At 45.7% G+C, this 19052-nt stretch carries 18 protein-coding genes and 2 other annotated features; all 18 genes read left to right on the top strand.

What is annotated here, in order from left to right; genetic code table 11:
• Window positions 1–8: 8 nt before the first annotated feature.
• Window positions 9–485, top strand: coding sequence for a 2-C-methyl-D-erythritol 2,4-cyclodiphosphate synthase (gene ispF, locus C232_RS0110540; RefSeq protein WP_018663985.1), 477 nt, complete (start codon window positions 9–11; stop codon window positions 483–485).
• Between the two features lie 178 nt (window positions 486–663).
• Window positions 664–2121, top strand: coding sequence for a glutamate--tRNA ligase (gene gltX, locus C232_RS0110535; RefSeq protein ID WP_018663984.1), 1458 nt, complete (start codon window positions 664–666; stop codon window positions 2119–2121).
• A 43-nt stretch (window positions 2122–2164) separates the two neighbouring features.
• Window positions 2165–2391, top strand: a binding site (T-box leader).
• 114 nt (window positions 2392–2505) lie between these two features.
• A complete protein-coding gene (gene cysE / locus C232_RS0110530; protein WP_026314576.1) occupies window positions 2506–3177 on the top strand; it encodes a serine O-acetyltransferase in 672 nt (223 codons plus the stop codon).
• On the top strand, window positions 3158–4555 hold the full coding sequence (gene cysS / locus C232_RS0110525) for a cysteine--tRNA ligase (protein ID WP_018663982.1): 1398 nt from the start codon (window positions 3158–3160) through the stop codon (window positions 4553–4555). The genes cysE and cysS overlap by 20 nt, the downstream gene beginning before the upstream one ends.
• Window positions 4555–4977, top strand: a complete 423-nt coding sequence (locus C232_RS0110520) for a Mini-ribonuclease 3 (RefSeq protein WP_018663981.1) — start codon at window positions 4555–4557, stop codon at window positions 4975–4977. Before cysS ends, C232_RS0110520 begins: the two co-directional genes overlap by 1 nt.
• 2 nt (window positions 4978–4979) lie before the next feature.
• Window positions 4980–5723, top strand: a complete 744-nt coding sequence (gene rlmB / locus C232_RS0110515) for a 23S rRNA (guanosine(2251)-2'-O)-methyltransferase RlmB (protein WP_018663980.1) — start codon at window positions 4980–4982, stop codon at window positions 5721–5723.
• A gap of 1 nt (window position 5724) precedes the next feature.
• Window positions 5725–6234: an NYN domain-containing protein gene (locus C232_RS0110510; RefSeq protein WP_018663979.1), complete on the top strand. Its 510-nt coding sequence runs from the start codon at window positions 5725–5727 to the stop codon at window positions 6232–6234.
• A 73-nt stretch (window positions 6235–6307) separates the two neighbouring features.
• A complete protein-coding gene (gene sigH / locus C232_RS0110505) occupies window positions 6308–6958 on the top strand; it encodes an RNA polymerase sporulation sigma factor SigH (protein ID WP_026314574.1) in 651 nt (216 codons plus the stop codon).
• Window positions 6959–7097: 139 nt separating this feature from the next.
• Window positions 7098–7244: a 50S ribosomal protein L33 gene (rpmG, locus tag C232_RS19420; RefSeq protein ID WP_081622753.1), complete on the top strand. Its 147-nt coding sequence runs from the start codon at window positions 7098–7100 to the stop codon at window positions 7242–7244.
• A gap of 29 nt (window positions 7245–7273) precedes the next feature.
• The gene (gene secE / locus C232_RS0110500) at window positions 7274–7459 is read left to right on the top strand and encodes a preprotein translocase subunit SecE (protein WP_018663977.1); all 186 of its coding nucleotides are present in this window, start codon (window positions 7274–7276) and stop codon (window positions 7457–7459) included.
• 146 nt (window positions 7460–7605) lie between these two features.
• On the top strand, window positions 7606–8139 hold the full coding sequence (gene nusG / locus C232_RS0110495; RefSeq protein ID WP_018663976.1) for a transcription termination/antitermination protein NusG: 534 nt from the start codon (window positions 7606–7608) through the stop codon (window positions 8137–8139).
• 208 nt (window positions 8140–8347) lie between these two features.
• Complete coding sequence (gene rplK, locus C232_RS0110490; protein ID WP_155891565.1) at window positions 8348–8773, top strand: 50S ribosomal protein L11; 426 nt, start codon at window positions 8348–8350, stop codon at window positions 8771–8773.
• A gap of 109 nt (window positions 8774–8882) precedes the next feature.
• Window positions 8883–9581 carry a 50S ribosomal protein L1 gene (gene rplA / locus C232_RS0110485; protein ID WP_018663974.1) on the top strand — a complete coding sequence of 233 codons (699 nt, stop codon included), beginning with the start codon at window positions 8883–8885 and terminating at the stop codon, window positions 9579–9581.
• A gap of 48 nt (window positions 9582–9629) precedes the next feature.
• Window positions 9630–9773, top strand: a sequence feature (ribosomal protein L10 leader region).
• 35 nt (window positions 9774–9808) lie between these two features.
• Window positions 9809–10315 (top strand): 50S ribosomal protein L10, encoded by a 507-nt coding sequence (rplJ, locus tag C232_RS0110480; protein WP_018663973.1) that lies wholly within the window; start codon window positions 9809–9811, stop codon window positions 10313–10315.
• A 61-nt stretch (window positions 10316–10376) separates the two neighbouring features.
• Window positions 10377–10742 carry a 50S ribosomal protein L7/L12 gene (gene rplL, locus C232_RS0110475; protein ID WP_018663972.1) on the top strand — a complete coding sequence of 122 codons (366 nt, stop codon included), beginning with the start codon at window positions 10377–10379 and terminating at the stop codon, window positions 10740–10742.
• Between the two features lie 97 nt (window positions 10743–10839).
• Window positions 10840–11442, top strand: coding sequence for a class I SAM-dependent methyltransferase (locus C232_RS0110470; RefSeq protein ID WP_018663971.1), 603 nt, complete (start codon window positions 10840–10842; stop codon window positions 11440–11442).
• A gap of 236 nt (window positions 11443–11678) precedes the next feature.
• Window positions 11679–15239, top strand: coding sequence for a DNA-directed RNA polymerase subunit beta (gene rpoB / locus C232_RS0110465; protein WP_026314572.1), 3561 nt, complete (start codon window positions 11679–11681; stop codon window positions 15237–15239).
• A gap of 150 nt (window positions 15240–15389) precedes the next feature.
• Window positions 15390–18983: a DNA-directed RNA polymerase subunit beta' gene (gene rpoC, locus C232_RS0110460; RefSeq protein WP_018663969.1), complete on the top strand. Its 3594-nt coding sequence runs from the start codon at window positions 15390–15392 to the stop codon at window positions 18981–18983.
• Window positions 18984–19052 lie beyond the last annotated feature (69 nt).

The raw sequence follows: 19052 nt of genomic DNA, 5'->3' as shown, positions 1-19052 counted from the left end.
CGAAAAAAATGATCCGGATCGGACAAGGGTTTGATGTACACCAATTGGCAGAGGGGCGCCCTTTAGTGATTGGTGGCGTTCACATTCCCCATGACAAAGGACTGCTCGGACATTCAGATGCAGATGTCCTGCTGCACACAGTAGCGGATGCATGCCTCGGAGCAATCGGAGAAGGCGATATTGGCAGGCATTTCCCGGATACTGACCCCGCATTTAAAAATGCCGACTCCGCTAAATTGCTGATGTATGTTTGGAGGCTTGTGAAACAAAAAGGGTTTAAATTGGGCAATGTCGACTGCACGATTATCGCCCAGCAGCCGAAAATGGCCCCGCATATTGGCAGCATGCGCGAAAGGATCGCCGAGTTACTGGAAGGTGGAGTGGAGCAAGTGAATGTAAAAGCAACCACTACTGAAAAGCTCGGGTTCACCGGGCGGGAAGAAGGAATTGCCGCCCAGGCGGTGATCCTTTTGGAAGAAGCCTGAGCGGCTGAATTTCATCTAAACCTTTCATCCGCCCACAGACGGTGATAAAATAAACTAGGATAAAGTGAAATTTCAATCAGTGTCAGTGGGGGGCTCACCTCCCACGGTCTTAAAGATGGACAAAGGCTAAGGATGCCTTTGTGACCCGAATAAGTGACAGAAATAAAGGAGAATCGACATGACAAAAGATATCAGGGTCCGTTATGCGCCAAGCCCGACAGGTTTTCTGCATATCGGCAATGCCCGTACAGCCTTATTTAATTATTTATTTGCGCGCAGCCAAGGCGGCACGTTTGTCATAAGGATTGAAGATACCGACCAGAAACGGAATGTCAAAGGCGGAGAAGAAAGCCAATTAAAATATTTAAAATGGCTTGGCATGGACTGGGATGAAAGCATCGATGTCGGCGGAAAATTTGCCCCTTACCGGCAATCGGAACGCTTCGATATTTATAAAAAATACTATAATGATCTCCTGGACCGCGGTCTGGCCTACAAATGCTACTGTACGGAAGAAGAGCTGGAAGCAGAACGCGAGGCGCAGATTGCCCGCGGGGAAACGCCGCGCTATTCCGGTAAATGCCGCCATCTGACAAAAGAAGACCAGGAAAGACTGGAAGCAGAGGGCAGAGAACCGAGCATCCGGTTTAAAGTTCCGAAAGGCCGGGTCTACACGTTCAATGATATGGTCAAAGGAGAAGTATCATTTGAGTCAGATGACATCGGCGATTTTGTCATTGTGAAAAAAGACGGGATCCCGACCTATAACTTTGCGGTTACGCTGGATGACCATTTAATGGAAATTTCACATGTTTTGCGCGGGGATGACCATATCTCGAATACGCCGAAACAATTGATGATTTACGAAGCGTTTGGATTTGAGCCGCCGGTTTTCGGCCACATGACTTTGATTGTGAATGAACACCGCAAAAAATTGAGCAAACGCGATGGCAGCATTATTCAATTCATTGAGCAGTATGCTGATCTGGGTTACCTGCCTGAAGCGCTCTTTAATTTTATTGCAATGCTTGGCTGGTCCCCAAAAGGTGAAGAGGAAATCTTCTCGCGTGAAGAACTCATTCAAATTTTCGATCCGTCAAGGCTTTCAAAATCGCCGGCGTTATTTGACCGGCATAAACTGGAATGGATGAATAACCAGTATATGAAGAAGCTGGATCTGGATAAAGTTGTCGAACTTTCGCTGCCGCATCTTGTAAAAGCCGGCTTTGTCCCGGAAAAAAGGACGCCGGAAGAAGATAAGTGGGTACGCAAACTCGTCTCCCTGTATCAGGAACAAATGAGCTATGGCGCGGAAATTGTCGAGCTTTCGAAGCTTTTCTTTACTGAGAAAGTCGAGTATGATGAAGAAGCAAAGGCCATTTTAGGCGAAGAACAAGTACCGGAAGTGCTGGCGGCATTTTTGCAGGAACTTGATAAGCTGGAAGTATTCGAAGCACCTGAAATTAAAAAAGCGATCAAAGCGGTCCAAAAAGCAACCGGTCATAAAGGCAAAAAGCTGTTCATGCCGATCCGTGTAGCGGTCAGCGGTTCCAGCCACGGCCCTGAACTCCAGAGCCTGATTGAACTGCTTGGGAGAGACAAAGTAAAATCACGCCTGCAGCAATGTATTGGTTAACATTTTGCTCCAAATATAATATGATAAAGTTAATAAAAGATAGGAAAAAGCGTTGAGAAGGAGAAGTAGAAAAAGGATGCTTGAAAGAGAGAACCATCACCGGCTGAAAGTGGTTTAAGCCCCTCCTTTTTTGAAATGCACCTTCGAGCCTGGGTCTGAACGTAAAGACAGTAGGATGCAGCGGGACCGCCCGTTAATAGGGAAAAGTTGGGCTGGAAAAGTTTTTGCAGCCAAACAGAGTGGAACCGCGCAGAAAGAAGCGTCTCTGTCTATATGGCAGGGGCGCTTCTTTTTTAACCGCTAAACCTTTTTTACAAGATTGCAAATCAATCACGGCGGGAGGAGAAATGAAAGGGAATTTCCGTACGAAAGGGGAACAACATGTTGTTCAAAAGGCTAAAGGAAGATATCGAAGTCGTGTTTGATCAGGATCCTGCAGCGAGGACTTCTATTGAAGTGATATTGACGTACTCCGGTTTGCATGCCATTTGGGCACATCGGGTCGCACACTTTTTTTATAAAAAGAAATTATTCTTTATTGCCCGTGTCATCTCGCAAATGAGCCGGTTTTTAACGGGGATTGAAATCCATCCGGGAGCCAAAATTGGCAGGCGTTTTTTCATTGATCACGGCATGGGAGTTGTCATTGGGGAAACTTGCGAAATTGGCGATAACGTAACCGTTTATCAAGGAGTGACGCTTGGGGGGACAGGGAAAGAAAAAGGCAAGCGCCATCCGACAATCAAAGACAATGCCTTAATTGCAACGGGGGCAAAAGTACTAGGTTCGATCGTCGTTGGGGAAAATTCAAAAATAGGCGCCGGGTCTGTCGTATTGAAAGACGTTCCGCCAAACTCCACGGTTGTCGGTATTCCAGGCAGAGTGGTGGTGCAAAACGGTGTAAAAATTAAAAAGGATTTAAAACATAATGAGCTGCCCGATCCGGTTGCAGACCGTTTGGCCATTTTACAGAAGGAAATTGAAATGATGCAAGGCGAATTGGAAAGGCTGAGAAAGGAAGGAGTACACCAATCATATGAGCATTCAGATGTATAATACATTAACAAGGAAAAAGGAACCATTTGTCCCGCTTGAAGCCGGGAAAGTAAAAATGTATGTCTGCGGCCCGACGGTTTATAATTATATCCATATAGGAAATGCCCGGCCGGCGATTGTATTTGATACAGTCAGGCGTTATTTGGAGTTCCGCGGCTTTGATGTCCAGTATGTGTCGAATTTTACCGATGTGGACGATAAACTGATCCGGGCTGCAAAAGAGCTTGGCGAAGAAGTGCCGGCGATCAGTGACCGCTTTATTAAAGCCTATTTTGAGGATGTAACGGCCCTTGGATGCAGCCATGCCGATGTCCACCCGCGGGTCACCGAAAACATGGATACGATCATTCAATTTATTGGCAAATTAATCGAGAAGGGCTATGCTTATGAATCCGGCGGTGATGTATATTATCGCACGCGCAGCTTTCCGGAATATGGAAAGTTGTCACATCAATCTATTGACGAATTGAAATCCGGTGCGAGAATTGAAGTAGGGGAAAAGAAAAGCGACGCGCTGGACTTTGCACTTTGGAAAGCGGCGAAAGAAGGGGAAATTTCATGGGAAAGCCCATGGGGAAAAGGCAGGCCGGGCTGGCATATTGAATGCTCCGCGATGGCCAGAAAGTACCTCGGCGATACGATTGATATCCATGCAGGCGGGCAGGACTTGACCTTTCCGCATCATGAAAACGAAATTGCCCAATCGGAGGCGCTGACAGGCAAACCTTTTGCACGTTACTGGCTGCATAACGGTTATATTAATATTGATAATGAAAAAATGTCGAAATCGCTCGGGAACTTTGTGCTCGTTCACGACATTATTAAACAGCACGATCCGCAGGTCCTGCGCTTTTTCATGCTGTCGGTCCATTACCGCCATCCGATTAATTACAGCGAAGAGGTGCTGGAAAATGCGCGTGCGGGTTTTGATAGAATTAAGACTTCCTATCAAAACTTGAAACACCGCCTGCAGTCGAGTGCGAATTTAGCGGATAATGACCGGGAATACCTGGAGGCGGTTGATGCGCTCCATCGTCAGTTTATCCGTGAGATGGACGATGATTTTAATACAGCAAACGGCATTTCCGTCCTTTTTGATCTGTCAAAACAGGCGAACTATTATTTGCGGGAAAAGAATACGTCTGAGAAAGTATTGCAGGCCTTTATCAAAGCATTTGAAGATCTGTCCGCTGTTTTGGGGCTGAAATTAGAAGATGAAAAATGGCTTGATGAAGATATCGAAGCTTTGATTGAAAAAAGAAACGAAGCGAGAAAAGCACGGAATTTCCAACTGGCAGACCAAATTCGCGATCAGTTGAAAGAAATGAATATTGTACTTGAAGATACGCCCCAGGGCATAAGATGGAGACGGTTATGATGTTGGAACAGAATGAAAAGACAATCGACTTTAAACACTTAAACAGCCTTGCATTGGCATATATGGGAGATGCCGTTTATGAACAGTATATCCGGCACCATGTTCTGCTGCAGGGCCGGACAAAACCGAACCAGCTTCACCGGGCGTCTGTCCGGTTTGTCTCTGCAAAAGCACAGGCGGCCATTTTAAAAACTTTTTACGAGGAACAGCTGCTGACAGAAGCAGAGCAGGCGGTTGCAAAACGCGGCAGAAATGCAAAATCCGGGACGGTTCCTAAAAATACAGATGTGCAAACTTACCGGCACAGCACGGCTTTTGAAGCACTGATCGGCTACCATTACCTGGCGGGAAACCGGGAGAGAATGGAAACCTTAATCGAAAGAGCGATTGAAATTGCCGGGAACGGAAAGGAGGCGCGCTAAAAATGAACCAGGAATACATTGCCGGAAAAAACCCGGTACTCGAGGCATTAAGATCCGGCCGGGAAATCAATAAAATTTGGATTGCGGAAGGTTCCCAAAAGGGGTCGATGCAGCAGGTCATGCAGCTGGCCAAACAGAAGAACGTGTTTGTCCAATCTGTCCCAAAACAAAAAATTGATGCCATGGTTAGCGGGGTGCATCAGGGGGTTGTTGCACTGATTGCGGCTTACCGGTATGCAGAAATAGAGGATCTTTTTCAGCTTTCGGAAAAAAGGAATGAGCTTCCGTTCTTTTTGATCCTGGATGAACTGGAAGATCCGCATAATCTGGGGTCTATTTTAAGAACAGCAGATGCGGTGGGTGCCCATGGCGTCATCATCCCGAAACGCCGCTCGGTTGCGCTGACAGCTACAGTTGCGAAAGCATCCACGGGAGCGATTGAACATATTCCGGTTGTGCGTGTTACGAACCTGGCCCGCACGATTAAGGATCTGAAGAAACGCGGCATCTGGATCATGGGTACGGATGCTTCCGCCAGCCAGGATTACCGGAAAATGGACGCAAACCTGCCATTGGCGATGGTGATCGGAAGTGAAGGAAAGGGCATCAGCCGGATTGTCAAAGAAGCCTGCGATTTTCTCGTGAAACTGCCGATGGCCGGGCATGTTACATCGCTGAATGCTTCTGTGGCAGCAAGTTTATTGATGTATGAGGTATTCAGAAACCGCCATCCGCTGGGTGATTAAAATGAATATTTTGCTGGTGGACGGCTACAATATCATCGGCGCCTGGCCCGAACTGCGCGAATTAAAACAAAAGGACCTGGGAGCTGCCCGGGACCGGCTGGTGGAAATTATGGCAGAGTACCAGGGTTATACGGATGACAGAGTGATCGTCATCTTTGATGCATACGATGTTAAAAGTTTAGAGAAAAAATACCGCCATTATAAAGTCGAGGTGATTTATACAAAAGAAAACGAAACGGCAGACCAGTGCATTGAAAAAATGGCAATCAAATTAAATAATTTAAAAACCCAAATCTATGTGGCAACCTCGGATTTTACAGAGCAGTGGCAAATATTCGGCCAGGGCGCACTAAGGCTATCAGCGCGTGAATTGCTGACTAAAGTTGAAATGATAGAGCGGAATATTAAAAAAAGGGTTAAATCCATTCAGGAAGACAAGCCGGTTACGAGGATCCCGTTGAGTAAAGAAGTCATAGAAATTTTTGAAAAACTGCGCAGAGGAGAACAATGAAAGGTTGACGCGCGAAAATTCTGTACTGTATAATAATTTCTATCTAATGCTTATAGAGGTCGGGGGGATATATGTGAACCTAAATGCTGAGGTAGCACATAACGAGAGATATAGCATCGTGAAAGATGAAGAGTTGGTAGAGTGGATTCATACAGGCGAGAGTGAAGCGTTAGATTACCTGATTCAGAAATACCGCAATTTTGTCCGTGCAAAAGCGCGTTCCTATTTTTTGATTGGAGCGGATCGCGAAGATATCGTCCAGGAAGGCATGATCGGTTTATATAAAGCGATACGCGATTACAGGGAGGGGAAGCTTACCTCTTTCAAAGCCTTTGCCGAACTGTGCATCACCAGGCAAATCATTACCGCAATCAAAACAGCAACCCGCCAAAAGCATATCCCGCTTAATTCTTATATTTCATTGGACAAGCCGATATATGACGAAGAATCCGACCGCACTCTCATGGATGTCATTACCGGCGCAAAAATTTCCAACCCGGAAGAACTAATACTCATTAGAGAAAAATATATGCGTATTGAAGACAAAATATCTGAACTCCTCAGTGACCTGGAAAGAAGGGTGCTCGCCCTGTACCTGGACGGGCAGTCCTACCAGGAAATTTCTGAAGAACTGAATCGTCATGTAAAATCAATTGATAACGCTTTACAGCGGGTAAAAAAGAAACTGGAACGTTTTTTGGAAATGAGAGAGTTAACGTTTTAGCAGATAGATTTGCAGAAGGGCAGAGAAAGCGGGATGCCGCTTTCTCTGCCCTAATATTGACAACCCCGGCATAAGCGTGTTATTTTTGGGGATAGGATGAAAATTTAATTTGAAGAAACGAAAGACAGCTGGTGATCTTATGCAAAAGAAAACAGCGCTGGCCTGTTCGCAATGCGGCTCGCGTAATTATACAACTGTAGTACATGGAAGCCAGTCTGCAAGAATAGAATTGAAAAAATTCTGCAAGCATTGCCAGACGCACACCATCCATCGTGAGACGAAATAATGATGATGGGTTTTTGGAGGTGAGAGGACATGTCCATAACAAAGTTTTTCCGAAATGTATCTTCTGAAATGCGGAAGGTCAGCTGGCCGGGGCGCAATGAACTGGTAAAATATACGATTACGGTCATCGCAACCGTTGCATTTTTAGCTTTATTTTTTCTTGCCGTTGACATGGGCATTTCGGCAATTATCCGCTGGGCTGCCGGCACACAGTAAGGAATTTTATTTTTGTCTTGATTTAATCATGGTATAATGGAGATAATAGAAGATAATAAACAACGATTTTAGCCCGGTTAACGGGTTTTTTGATTTGTTGAAATATTTAAGTCCAGCAGGGAGGGACGGACATCAAGTCCTAATAAATGGAAAAGAACTGGTATGTTGTGCATACGTATTCTGGCTATGAAAATAAAGTAAAAACAAATTTGGAGAAACGTGTGGAAACCATGGGTATGCAGGATAAAATTTTCCGCGTTGTTGTGCCTGAAGAAGAAGAAGTAGAAGTTAAAAATGAAAAGAAAAAGGTTGTGAAACGAAAGGTTTTTCCCGGTTATGTACTGGTGGAACTGGTGATGACGGATGATTCCTGGTATGTTGTCCGGAATACGCCGGGTGTAACGGGTTTTGTTGGTTCATCCGGTTCGGGATCGAAACCATCGCCGCTGCTTCCGGAAGAAATCAATACAATCCTGAAGCGGATGGGGATGGAAGAAAAACGGACTGATGTGAATTTCGAAATTGGTGAAACGGTAACCGTAAAAGAAGGGCCATTTGCAAACTTTGCCGGCAAAATTATCGAGATGGACCGCGACAAAGGCAGAGCAAAGGTCATGGTCAATATGTTCGGCAGAGAAACGCCGGTTGACCTGGTATTTGAACAGATTGATAAAATATAATTTGAGAAAAACTTGAAATCCTTATACGTAGATGATAATATGTTATAAGTCAGTATGTTCTCCGGCACGGCTCCGGAATGGGGCGCAGAAAGCAGACGAACAGAGACTGGACAATTCATATCATCTTTATTTTTAAATAGAGATTTACTTGTATGAGTGGGAGGGCATGTCCCTATTACCACATCACGGACTTAAGGAGGTGTGTCTCGTGGCTAAAAAAGTAGTGAAACTTGTAAAATTGCAAATCCCTGCTGGAAAAGCAAACCCAGCTCCGCCGGTTGGTCCTGCACTTGGTCAGGCTGGTGTAAATATTATGGGATTTTGTAAAGAATTTAACGCTCGTACTGCAGATCAAGCCGGTCTTATCATACCTGTTGAAATTACAGTATTTGAAGACCGTTCATTTACATTTATCACAAAAACTCCGCCTGCTGCAGTTTTACTGAAAAAGGCAGCCGGCATTGAGTCTGGTTCCGGTGAACCAAACAAGAAAAAAGTGGCAACAGTGAAGCGTGACAAGGTGCGTGAAATCGCCGAAACAAAAATGCCTGACTTAAACGCGGCCAGCGTTGAAGCGGCTATGCGCATGGTGGAAGGCACTGCGCGCAGCATGGGTATTACGATCGAAGACTAATTCATGCGCACAATGGTTTCTGTCCGACGAGGTTGCGATGCTGAACTTGCTCGCAACCTTTTTCGTGGGAGGTTAATCCGTTAAAACCACAATCGAGGAGGAAAATAAAATGGCTAAAAAAGGAAAAAAATACACAGAAGCTTTAAAACTTGTCGACCGTTCTAAAGCATATTCTGTTCAAGAAGCGATTGAACTTGTGAAAAAAACAAGCTTCACAAAATTTGATGCAACGGTCGAGGCTGCTTTCCGTCTGGGCGTTGACCCTAAAAAAGCAGACCAGCAGATCCGCGGAGCTGTTGTCCTTCCTAACGGAACAGGTAAAACACAACGCGTTTTGGTATTTGCAAAAGGCGAAAAGTTGAAAGAAGCAGAAGCTGCAGGTGCTGACTATGTCGGCGATGCAGATTATATCAATAAAATTCAACAAGGCTGGTTTGATTTTGATGTTATTGTTGCAACCCCTGACATGATGGGCGAGGTTGGTAAATTAGGGCGTATCCTTGGGCCTAAAGGTTTAATGCCAAACCCTAAAACCGGCACCGTAACATTCGATGTCACAAAAGCCATTAACGATATCAAAGCCGGTAAAGTTGAATACCGCGTGGATAAAGCCGGTAATGTTCATGCTCCTATCGGGAAAGCATCGTTTGATACAGAAAAACTAGTTGAGAACTTTGCAACCTTATTTGATACTTTGGCTAAAGCAAAACCATCGGCTGCTAAAGGAACATACCTGAGAAATGTTTCCGTTACTTCGACGATGGGCCCTGGCGTAAAAGTTGACCCGTCATCCTTTGCAGTAAAATAATCCCTTTGACATGCTTGTCATGTCTTGCTATAATGGGTCTTGTCTTAAAAAGAGAAAACATTTGTACCGTAGACAGCAGGTGCCTTAAAAAGCTTAATTTCCTGCCGAGGTCATACGTATAGATTATCAGTCTGTTATGGCTGTATGCGTAAAACCTCCATGTCCCGGATATGGAGGTTTTTATTTGGTATAAATGTTCATCAAGAATATCTATAGGAGGTGTCAAGATGGGCAGTGCAAGTGTAGTTGAACAAAAGAAACTGGTTGTAGATGAAATTACAGGCAAATTAAAATCAAGCGTGTCTACAGTTGTTGTTGATTACCGCGGCTTAGATGTTTCGGAAGTGACTGAACTCCGTAAACAGCTGCGTGAAGCCGGCGTTGAATTCAAAGTATACAAAAATACAATGACACGCCGTGCTGTTGATGCTGCAGAAATGTCAGGCTTGAAAGATGTATTGGTCGGCCCGAATGCGATTGCATTCAGTGCAGAAGATGTTGTTGCCCCTGCTAAAATCTTAAATAACTTTGCAAAAGACCATGAAGCTTTGGAAATCAAAGCCGGGGTCATCGAAGGGAATTTAGCAACTGTAGAGGATATCAAGGCTATTGCAGCACTTCCGTCACGCGAAGGCTTGCTTTCTATGTTGCTCAGCGTTCTTCAAGCTCCGATCCGCAATCTGGCTCTTGCTGCAAAAGCTGTTGCAGACCAAAAAGAAGAACAAGGCGCTTAAGATTCGCTGTTTGAAGGATAACGGATTGTATAAAACAAAAACCATTTAGGAGGATATTAAAATGACGAAAGAAGAAATCATCTCTGCTGTCAAAGAAATGACAGTTCTTGAATTAAATGATCTTGTTAAAGCAATTGAAGACGAATTTGGCGTTACTGCTGCTGCACCGGTTGCTGTTGCAGGCGGAGCTGCAGGTGCAGATGCTGCTGCTGAAAAAACTGAATTTGATGTTGTATTGGCAAGCGTTGGTGCACAAAAAATCAAAGTCATCAAAGCTGTCCGTGAAATCACAGGCCTTGGCCTTAAGGAAGCAAAAGAACTTGTTGATAATGCTCCTAAGGCGCTTAAAGAAGGCGTATCGAAAGAAGAAGCTGAAGAACTTAAAGCTAAACTTGAAGAAGTTGGAGCTGGCGTAGAAGTCAAGTAAGTTCCTTTTTAAAAAGCCCGCTGTTGTAGCGGGCTTTTCCCAATATTACCCCAACACTCCGATTATCACCCCATACCTCCAGGAAAGAGGCGATAAGATGGCTGATCATTACTACTCGCAAAAACCTGATTCCGAAAGCAGGCCTTTATTCTGGGATTTTTCGCTCAGAGGGCATCTTTTGCATTTTCAAACAGATCAAGGTGTTTTTTCAAAAAAGGAAGTGGATTACGGTTCCCGCGTTTTAGCAGAATGCGTTCAAATGCCGGATCTAAAAGGCCCTGTTCTTGATATGGGCTGCGGTTACGGGCCGATCGGGCTTGCACTCGCGAAATCTTTTCCGGACCGGACCATCCATATGGTGGATCTCAACAAAAGAGCAATTGAACTGGCCAGGAAAAATGCGGAAAAGAATCATATTGGCAACACAGAGATTTACGAGAGCAATATTTTTGAAAACGTACGTACGGATGATTTTGCCCTGATTGTAACCAATCCGCCTATTCGCGCAGGGAAGAAAGTTGTCCACCGGATTTTTGAAGAGAGCTGCCGGCATCTGGCTGGCAACGGGGAATTATGGGTTGTGATCCAAAAGAAACAAGGCGCCCCGTCAGCAAGGAAAAAAATGGAGGAATTATTCAAAGAAGTCGATTTGATTGGCAAAGATAAGGGATATTATGTTTTCAGAGGCAAAAAAAGTTGACTCTTATTTTGCTGCGTGTTAAAATTAAAAAATGCCAATAGCTTATTTTTCGTTATACTATCTAAAATATTTTTGTCAAGTATATATTTTGGATGAAATGGAAAATACTTATAAAATAATAGCTCGTCATGCGATATTGTGGTTTTTTTATGAAAAACCCTTTTTCTTTTTGTCTTAGCCTTGTGTTGTTTGACTAAAAGACGCAAACAAAACGCTTGATTTGAGGGGTGAATCAGTTGTCACATCAACTAGTTCAGTATGGACGGCACCGCCAACGCAGAAGTTATGCGCGTATTAAGGAAATTTTAGAGTTGCCAAACCTGATTGAGATTCAAACTGCATCCTACCAGTGGTTCCTTGATGAAGGTTTAAGGGAAATGTTTCAGGATATCTCCCCAATTGAGGATTTTGCCGGAAACCTGTCTTTGGAGTTTATTGATTACAGTCTTGGTGAACCGAAATACCCGATTGATGAATGCAAAGACCGCGACGTCACGTATGCAGCTCCGCTTCGTGTAAAGGTCCGCCTTGTAAACAAGGAAACCGGCGAAGTAAAAGACCAGGACGTATTCATGGGCGATTTCCCGTTAATGACTGAAACAGGAACATTTATCATAAATGGAGCGGAGCGTGTCATTGTATCCCAGCTCGTTCGTTCCCCCAGTGTTTATTTTAACAGTAAAATGGACAAAAACGGCAAATACGGATTTACAGCAACGGTCATTCCAAACCGCGGCGCCTGGCTCGAATATGAGACAGATGCAAAAGATGTTGCTTATGTCCGCATCGACCGTACAAGGAAATTGCCGATTACCGTTCTCCTGAGAGCGCTCGGTTTTGGCTCTGACCAGGAAATTATTGAATTGATCGGTGATAATGAATACTTAAGAAATACATTGGAAAAAGACAATACAGAAAGCACAGAAAAAGCGCTGCTTGAAATCTATGAGCGCCTGCGCCCGGGTGAACCGCCAACTGTTGAAAATGCAAAAAGCCTGTTAATCTCACGTTTCTTTGATCCGAAACGCTATGATTTGGCAAACGTTGGCCGTTATAAAATGAATAAGAAGCTTCATTTGAAGTTCCGATTGTTTGGCCAGCGCTTAGCGCAGACACTGGCAGATCCTGAAACCGGCGAAATTATCGCGGAGGAAGGGACAGTTTTAGACCGGCGCACACTGGATAAAATTTTGCCTAATCTTGAAAACGGCTTAGGCTTTAAAACATATAATCAGGTCGGCGGTGTTGTGGAAGATGATGTCTTGCTGCAATCCATCCAGATTTATGCCCCGATCGATGATAATGAAAAAGTAATCAATGTAATCGGCAATGCTTATATTGACGAAAGCATTAAACATATTACACCGGCAGATATCGTAGCTTCAATCAGCTACTTTTTCAATCTCCTGCATGGTGTTGGCGATACTGACGATATTGACCACTTGGGAAACCGGCGTTTAAGATCTGTCGGCGAATTGCTGCAAAACCAGTTCCGTATTGGCTTATCGCGGATGGAACGCGTCGTGCGCGAAAGAATGTCAATTCAGGACATCAATACCATTACACCGCAGCAACTAATCAATATCCGTCCGGTGATCGCGTCCATTAAAGAATTTTTCGGCAGCTCACAGTTGTCGCAATTTATGGACCAAACGAATCCGCTGGCTGAATTGACCCATAAACGCAGGCTTTCTGCACTGGGCCCCGGCGGCTTGACACGTGAACGCGCCGGCATGGAAGTGCGTGACGTCCACTACTCCCACTATGGGCGGATGTGCCCGATTGAAACGCCTGAAGGCCCGAACATCGGGTTGATTAACTCGCTTTCCACTTATGCGAAAGTGAACCGGTTTGGTTTTATCGAAACACCGTACCGCCGTGTGGACCCGGAAACTGGTCGTGTAACGGAACATATTGATTATCTGACGGCTGATGAAGAAGATAATTATGTTGTTGCCCAGGCGAATGCCTTGTTAAACGATGAAGGGTTCTTCATTGAGGAAGAGGTATTAGCGCGTTTCCGTGGTGAAAACATCGCTGTGAAACCGGAGCGCGTGGATTATATGGACGTTTCACCGAAGCAAGTTGTGTCTGCAGCGACTGCTTGTATCCCTTTCCTTGAAAACGACGACTCGAACCGTGCATTGATGGGGGCAAACATGCAGCGCCAGGCTGTTCCGCTGATGAAACCTTCTGCACCGATTGTCGGAACCGGTATGGAATATGTTAATGCGAAAGACTCCGGTGCGGCGCTGATTTGTAAGTATGACGGGATTGTCGAACATGTTGAAGCCAGTGAAATCTGGGTCCGCCGCATGGTGAACGTGGACGGCCGGGAAGTAGAGGCTGACCTCGATAAATACCGCCTGCAGAAATTTAAACGTTCCAATAACGGAATGTGTATTAACCAGCGCCCAATCGTGAAAAAAGGCGACCGTGTTGTCAAAGGTGAAATTTTGGCGGACGGCCAGTCAATGGACATGGGTGAAATGGCACTTGGCCAGAATGTTTTAGTTGCCTTTATGACATGGGATGGCTATAACTATGAAGATGCCATCATCATGAGTGAAAAACTTGTTAAAGAAGATGTGTATACGTCTATTCATATTGAAGAATATGAATCTGAAGCCCGCGATACGAAATTAGGGCCTGAAGAAATGACGCGCGATATTCCAAACGTTGGTGAAGATGCGCTGAAAAACCTCGATGAACGTGGCATTATCCGCATCGGTGCAGAGGTAAAAGACGGCGATCTGCTCGTCGGGAAAGTGACACCAAAAGGCGTAACCGAACTGACAGCTGAAGAACGTCTGCTGCATGCCATCTTTGGCGAAAAAGCCCGCGAAGTCCGTGATACATCCTTGCGCGTACCACATGGCGGCGGCGGCATCATTCTGGATGTAAAAGTCTTTACCCGTGAAGCCGGCGATGAGCTGCCTCCTGGTGTCAACCAGCTTGTACGTGTTTATATCGTTCAAAAACGGAAAATCCACCAGGGCGATAAAATGGCCGGACGCCATGGGAATAAAGGGGTTATCTCGCGGATTCTTCCTGAAGAGGATATGCCGTTTATGCCGGACGGGACACCTGTCCAAATCATGTTAAATCCGCTTGGTGTACCATCCCGGATGAACATCGGGCAAGTGCTTGAACTCCACCTTGGCATGGCTGCAAGAAAGCTCGGACTCCATGTTGCGACGCCGGTATTTGACGGCGCACGCGAAGAAGATGTTTGGGAAACGATTGAAGAAGCAGGTATGGCCCGCGATGCCAAAACTGTCCTTTACGACGGCCGTACAGGCGAACCTTTCGATAACCGTGTTTCAGTCGGGATCATGTATATGATTAAACTGGCTCACATGGTTGATGATAAACTTCATGCCCGTTCAACCGGCCCGTACTCGCTTGTTACGCAGCAGCCGCTCGGCGGTAAAGCGCAATTTGGCGGGCAAAGGTTTGGAGAAATGGAAGTATGGGCACTTGAAGCATACGGCGCTGCCTATACCCTGCAGGAAATCCTTACCGTCAAATCGGACGATGTTGTCGGCCGTGTGAAAACTTATGAAGCCATTGTTAAAGGTGAAAACGTTCCGGAACCTGGTGTGCCGGAATCGTTTAAAGTGCTAATTAAGGAACTTCAAAGTTTGGGCCTCGACGTGAAAATTTTGTCAGGCGATGACGAAGAAATTGAGATGCGCGAGCTGGAAGATGAAGACGACGTTAATCAAGCAGATACATTAAATATTGCTCCGGATACGAAAGAAGAACCGGAAGGAATCGGGGCATCGAAAGAATAATGGCAAGTAATTAGAATGAAACAGAAAGAGAGGTCACAAGCCGGATCAACATATATGCATATGCCAATCCGTCCATTTCTGACTTCTGTTTCTGTTCTTCTATGAAAAGTTTTAAGGTTTGAACCTAAAGACGAAAGGGAGGCTGGCCCCTTGCTGGATGTAAATAATTTTGAGTATATGAAAATTGGTCTTGCTTCACCTGATAAAATCCGTTCCTGGTCGTACGGTGAAGTGAAGAAACCTGAAACAATTAACTATCGGACTTTGAAGCCTGAAAAAGACGGACTTTTTTGCGAGCGTATTTTCGGGCCGACAAAGGACTGGGAATGCCACTGCGGGAAATATAAACGTGTGCGTTATAAAGGCGTTGTCTGCGACCGTTGCGGTGTCGAAGTCACGAGGGCGAAAGTGCGCCGTGAAAGAATGGGCCATATTGAACTTGCTGCTCCTGTTTCGCATATCTGGTATTTCAAAGGCATTCCAAGCCGGATGGGCCTTGTGCTCGACATGTCTCCACGTGCTTTGGAAGAGGTCATTTACTTTGCGTCCTATGTGGTTACAGAAGCAGGGGATACCTCGCTTGAGAAGAAACAATTGCTTTCGGAAAAGGAATACCGTGCATACCGTGAAAAATACGGCAATAAATTCCAAGCCGGCATGGGAGCAGAAGCCATTAAAAAGCTTTTGCAGGATGTCGATGTCCATAAAGAAGTGGGCGCTTTAAAAGAAGAGCTGAAAGTTGCCCAGGGGCAGCGCCGCACCCGTGCGATTAAACGCCTGGAAGTGCTGGAAGCTTTTCGTAACTCCGGTAACAAACCGGATTGGATGATTCTAGATGTTATTCCTGTTATCCCGCCTGAATTACGCCCGATGGTTCAGCTGGAAGGCGGACGCTTTGCAACATCCGACTTGAATGATTTGTACCGCCGCGTCATCAACCGGAATAACCGCTTGAAAAGACTGCTCGACCTTGGCGCGCCAAGTATCATTGTCCAGAATGAAAAACGCATGCTCCAGGAAGCAGTTGACGCCTTAATCGACAACGGACGCCGCGGACGCCCTGTAACCGGACCGGGAAACCGCCCGTTAAAATCACTTTCCCATATGTTAAAAGGGAAACAAGGCCGTTTCCGCCAAAACCTGTTGGGAAAACGGGTTGACTATTCCGGCCGTTCCGTTATTGTCGTCGGCCCGAACTTAAAAATGTACCAATGCGGGCTACCCCGGGAAATGGCAATCGAACTGTTCAAACCTTTTGTGATGAAAGAACTTGTTGAAAAAGGCCTTGCCCATAATATCAAGAGCGCAAAACGTAAAATTGAACGTCTGCAGCCCGAAATTTGGGATGTGCTCGAAGAAGTGATTAAAGAGCATCCGGTATTGCTGAACCGTGCCCCTACACTGCACAGGCTTGGGATCCAGGCATTCGAGCCAACGCTTGTCGAAGGGCGTGCCATTCGCCTTCACCCGCTCGTATGTACAGCTTACAACGCTGACTTTGACGGTGACCAAATGGCTGTTCACGTACCGCTGTCGTCAGAGGCGCAAGCGGAAGCACGCATGCTTATGCTGGCTGCGCAAAATATCCTGAATCCGAAAGACGGGAAACCGGTTGTTACGCCTTCCCAGGACATGGTATTGGGGAACTATTACCTGACCCTTGAACGGGAAGATGCAATCGGTGAAGGTTCGATCTTTAATAATATTAATGAAGTTTACATGGCCTATTACAACGGCTATGTACATTTTCACTCAAGAATTGCGGTTAGAGCCGGTTCCCTGCAGAACCCGACGTTTACAGAAGAGCAAAATAATCAGTTGTTAATCACAACGGTTGGGAAAATCATTTTCAATGAAATTTTGCCGGAAAGTTTCCCGTATATTAACGAACCAACAAAATCCAATCTTGAAGAAAAAACACCTGACAAATATTTTGTGGATCCAACTGTTGACGTTAAAGAACACATTAAACAGCAGCCGCTGATCCGGCCGTTTGTCAAAGGTTTCCTTGGAAGCATTATTGCGGAAGTCTTTAAACGTTTCAAGATCACTGAAACCTCCAAAATGCTTGACCGCTTAAAAGACCTGGGCTTTAAATATTCAACCAAGGCCGGAATTACAGTCGGTGTGGCCGATATCGTTGTTTTGGGTGAAAAAGAGGAAATCCTGCATGAGGCCCAAATTAAAGTGGACAATGTCATGAAACAGTTCCGGCGCGGTTTAATTACTGAAGATGAACGTTATGACCGGGTGATTTCAATATGGAGCGCTGCGAAAGATACGATCCAGGGCAAGCTCGGGGATTCGCTGGATAAACGAAATCCTATCTTTATGATGAGTGATTCCGGTGCCCGTGGGAATGCATCTAACTTTACACAGCTTGCCGGCATGCGCGGTTTAATGGCCAACCCGGCCGGACGGATTATTGAGTTGCCGATCAAGTCCAGTTTCCGCGAGGGCTTAACCGTTCAAGAATACTTCATTTCTACGCACGGTGCCCGTAAAGGTCTTGCCGATACCGCCCTGAAGACAGCTGACTCTGGTTACTTAACCCGCCGTCTTGTTGACGTGGCCCAGGATGTCATTATCCGTGAAGATGACTGTGGCACAGACCGCGGCTTATTAATCAGTTCACTGAAGGAAGGAACGGAAATCATTGAAACACTTGAAGAACGCTTAACCGGGCGTTATTCAAGGAAAACGGTCAAACATCCTGAGACAGGAAAAATTATTGTCCATGAAAATGAGTTCATTACAGAAGACATCGCCAAGGAAATTGTCGATGCCGGCTATGAAAAAGTTTGGATCCGTTCGGCATTTACCTGTAACACGCGCCACGGTGTATGTAAGAAATGCTACGGGCGCAACCTTGCAACAGGCCAGGAAGTTGAAGTTGGGGAAGCAGTTGGTATTATTGCTGCCCAATCCATTGGTGAACCAGGTACCCAGCTGACGATGCGGACCTTCCATACAGGCGGTGTGGCCGGAGACGATATTACCCAAGGTCTCCCGCGTATCCAGGAACTGTTTGAAGCAAGGAATCCAAAAGGGCAGGCAGTCATTTCCGAGGTGGATGGCGTTGTAACTTCAATTGGTGAAGGCCGTGACCGCCAATACGAAATTGTCATTCAGGGTTCGGTTGAAACACGCACCTATACTGCCCCTTATACATCAAGGCTCAAAGTTGCGGTAAATGACCATGTGAAGAGAGGGCAGGAGCTAACAGAAGGTTCTATTGACCCTAAAGATCTGCTCCGGATTACAGATGTGACAACCGTACAGGAATACCTGCTCCACGAAGTACAGAAAGTATACCGGATGCAGGGGGTCGAAATCGGGGATAAACACATCGAAGTTATGGTCCGCCAGATGCTGAGGAAAGTAAGAGTCATGGATGCTGCCGACACAGATGTACTTCCGGGCTCATTGCTTGACATCCATCAGTTTACTGAGGCCAACGAAAAGGCGCTGCTTGAAGGCAGTCTGCCGGCAACAGGCCGCCCGGTATTACTCGGGATCACGAAAGCTTCGCTGGAAACAGACTCATTCTTGTCTGCTGCATCCTTCCAGGAAACAACACGTGTGTTAACCGATGCGGCGATCAAGGGCAAACGCGATGAGCTTCTCGGCTTAAAAGAAAATGTGATTATCGGGAAACTGGTTCCAGCGGGTACGGGAATGCCCCGTTACCGTACGATCATTCCCGAAATTGTAAAAAAAGATGAAGAAGTCCCTGCAGAATAAGGATTGAAGGGCGGCGCCGGTGCTGAAACCGGCGCACCCTCCATTTTTCTTTGCAAACTGATATATGCT

It is taken from the genome of Heyndrickxia acidiproducens DSM 23148 (assembly GCF_000374345.1).
GTDB classification, from domain to species: domain Bacteria; phylum Bacillota; class Bacilli; order Bacillales; family Bacillaceae_C; genus Weizmannia; species Weizmannia acidiproducens.
This window is presented reverse-complemented; position numbering and strand designations above follow the sequence as displayed.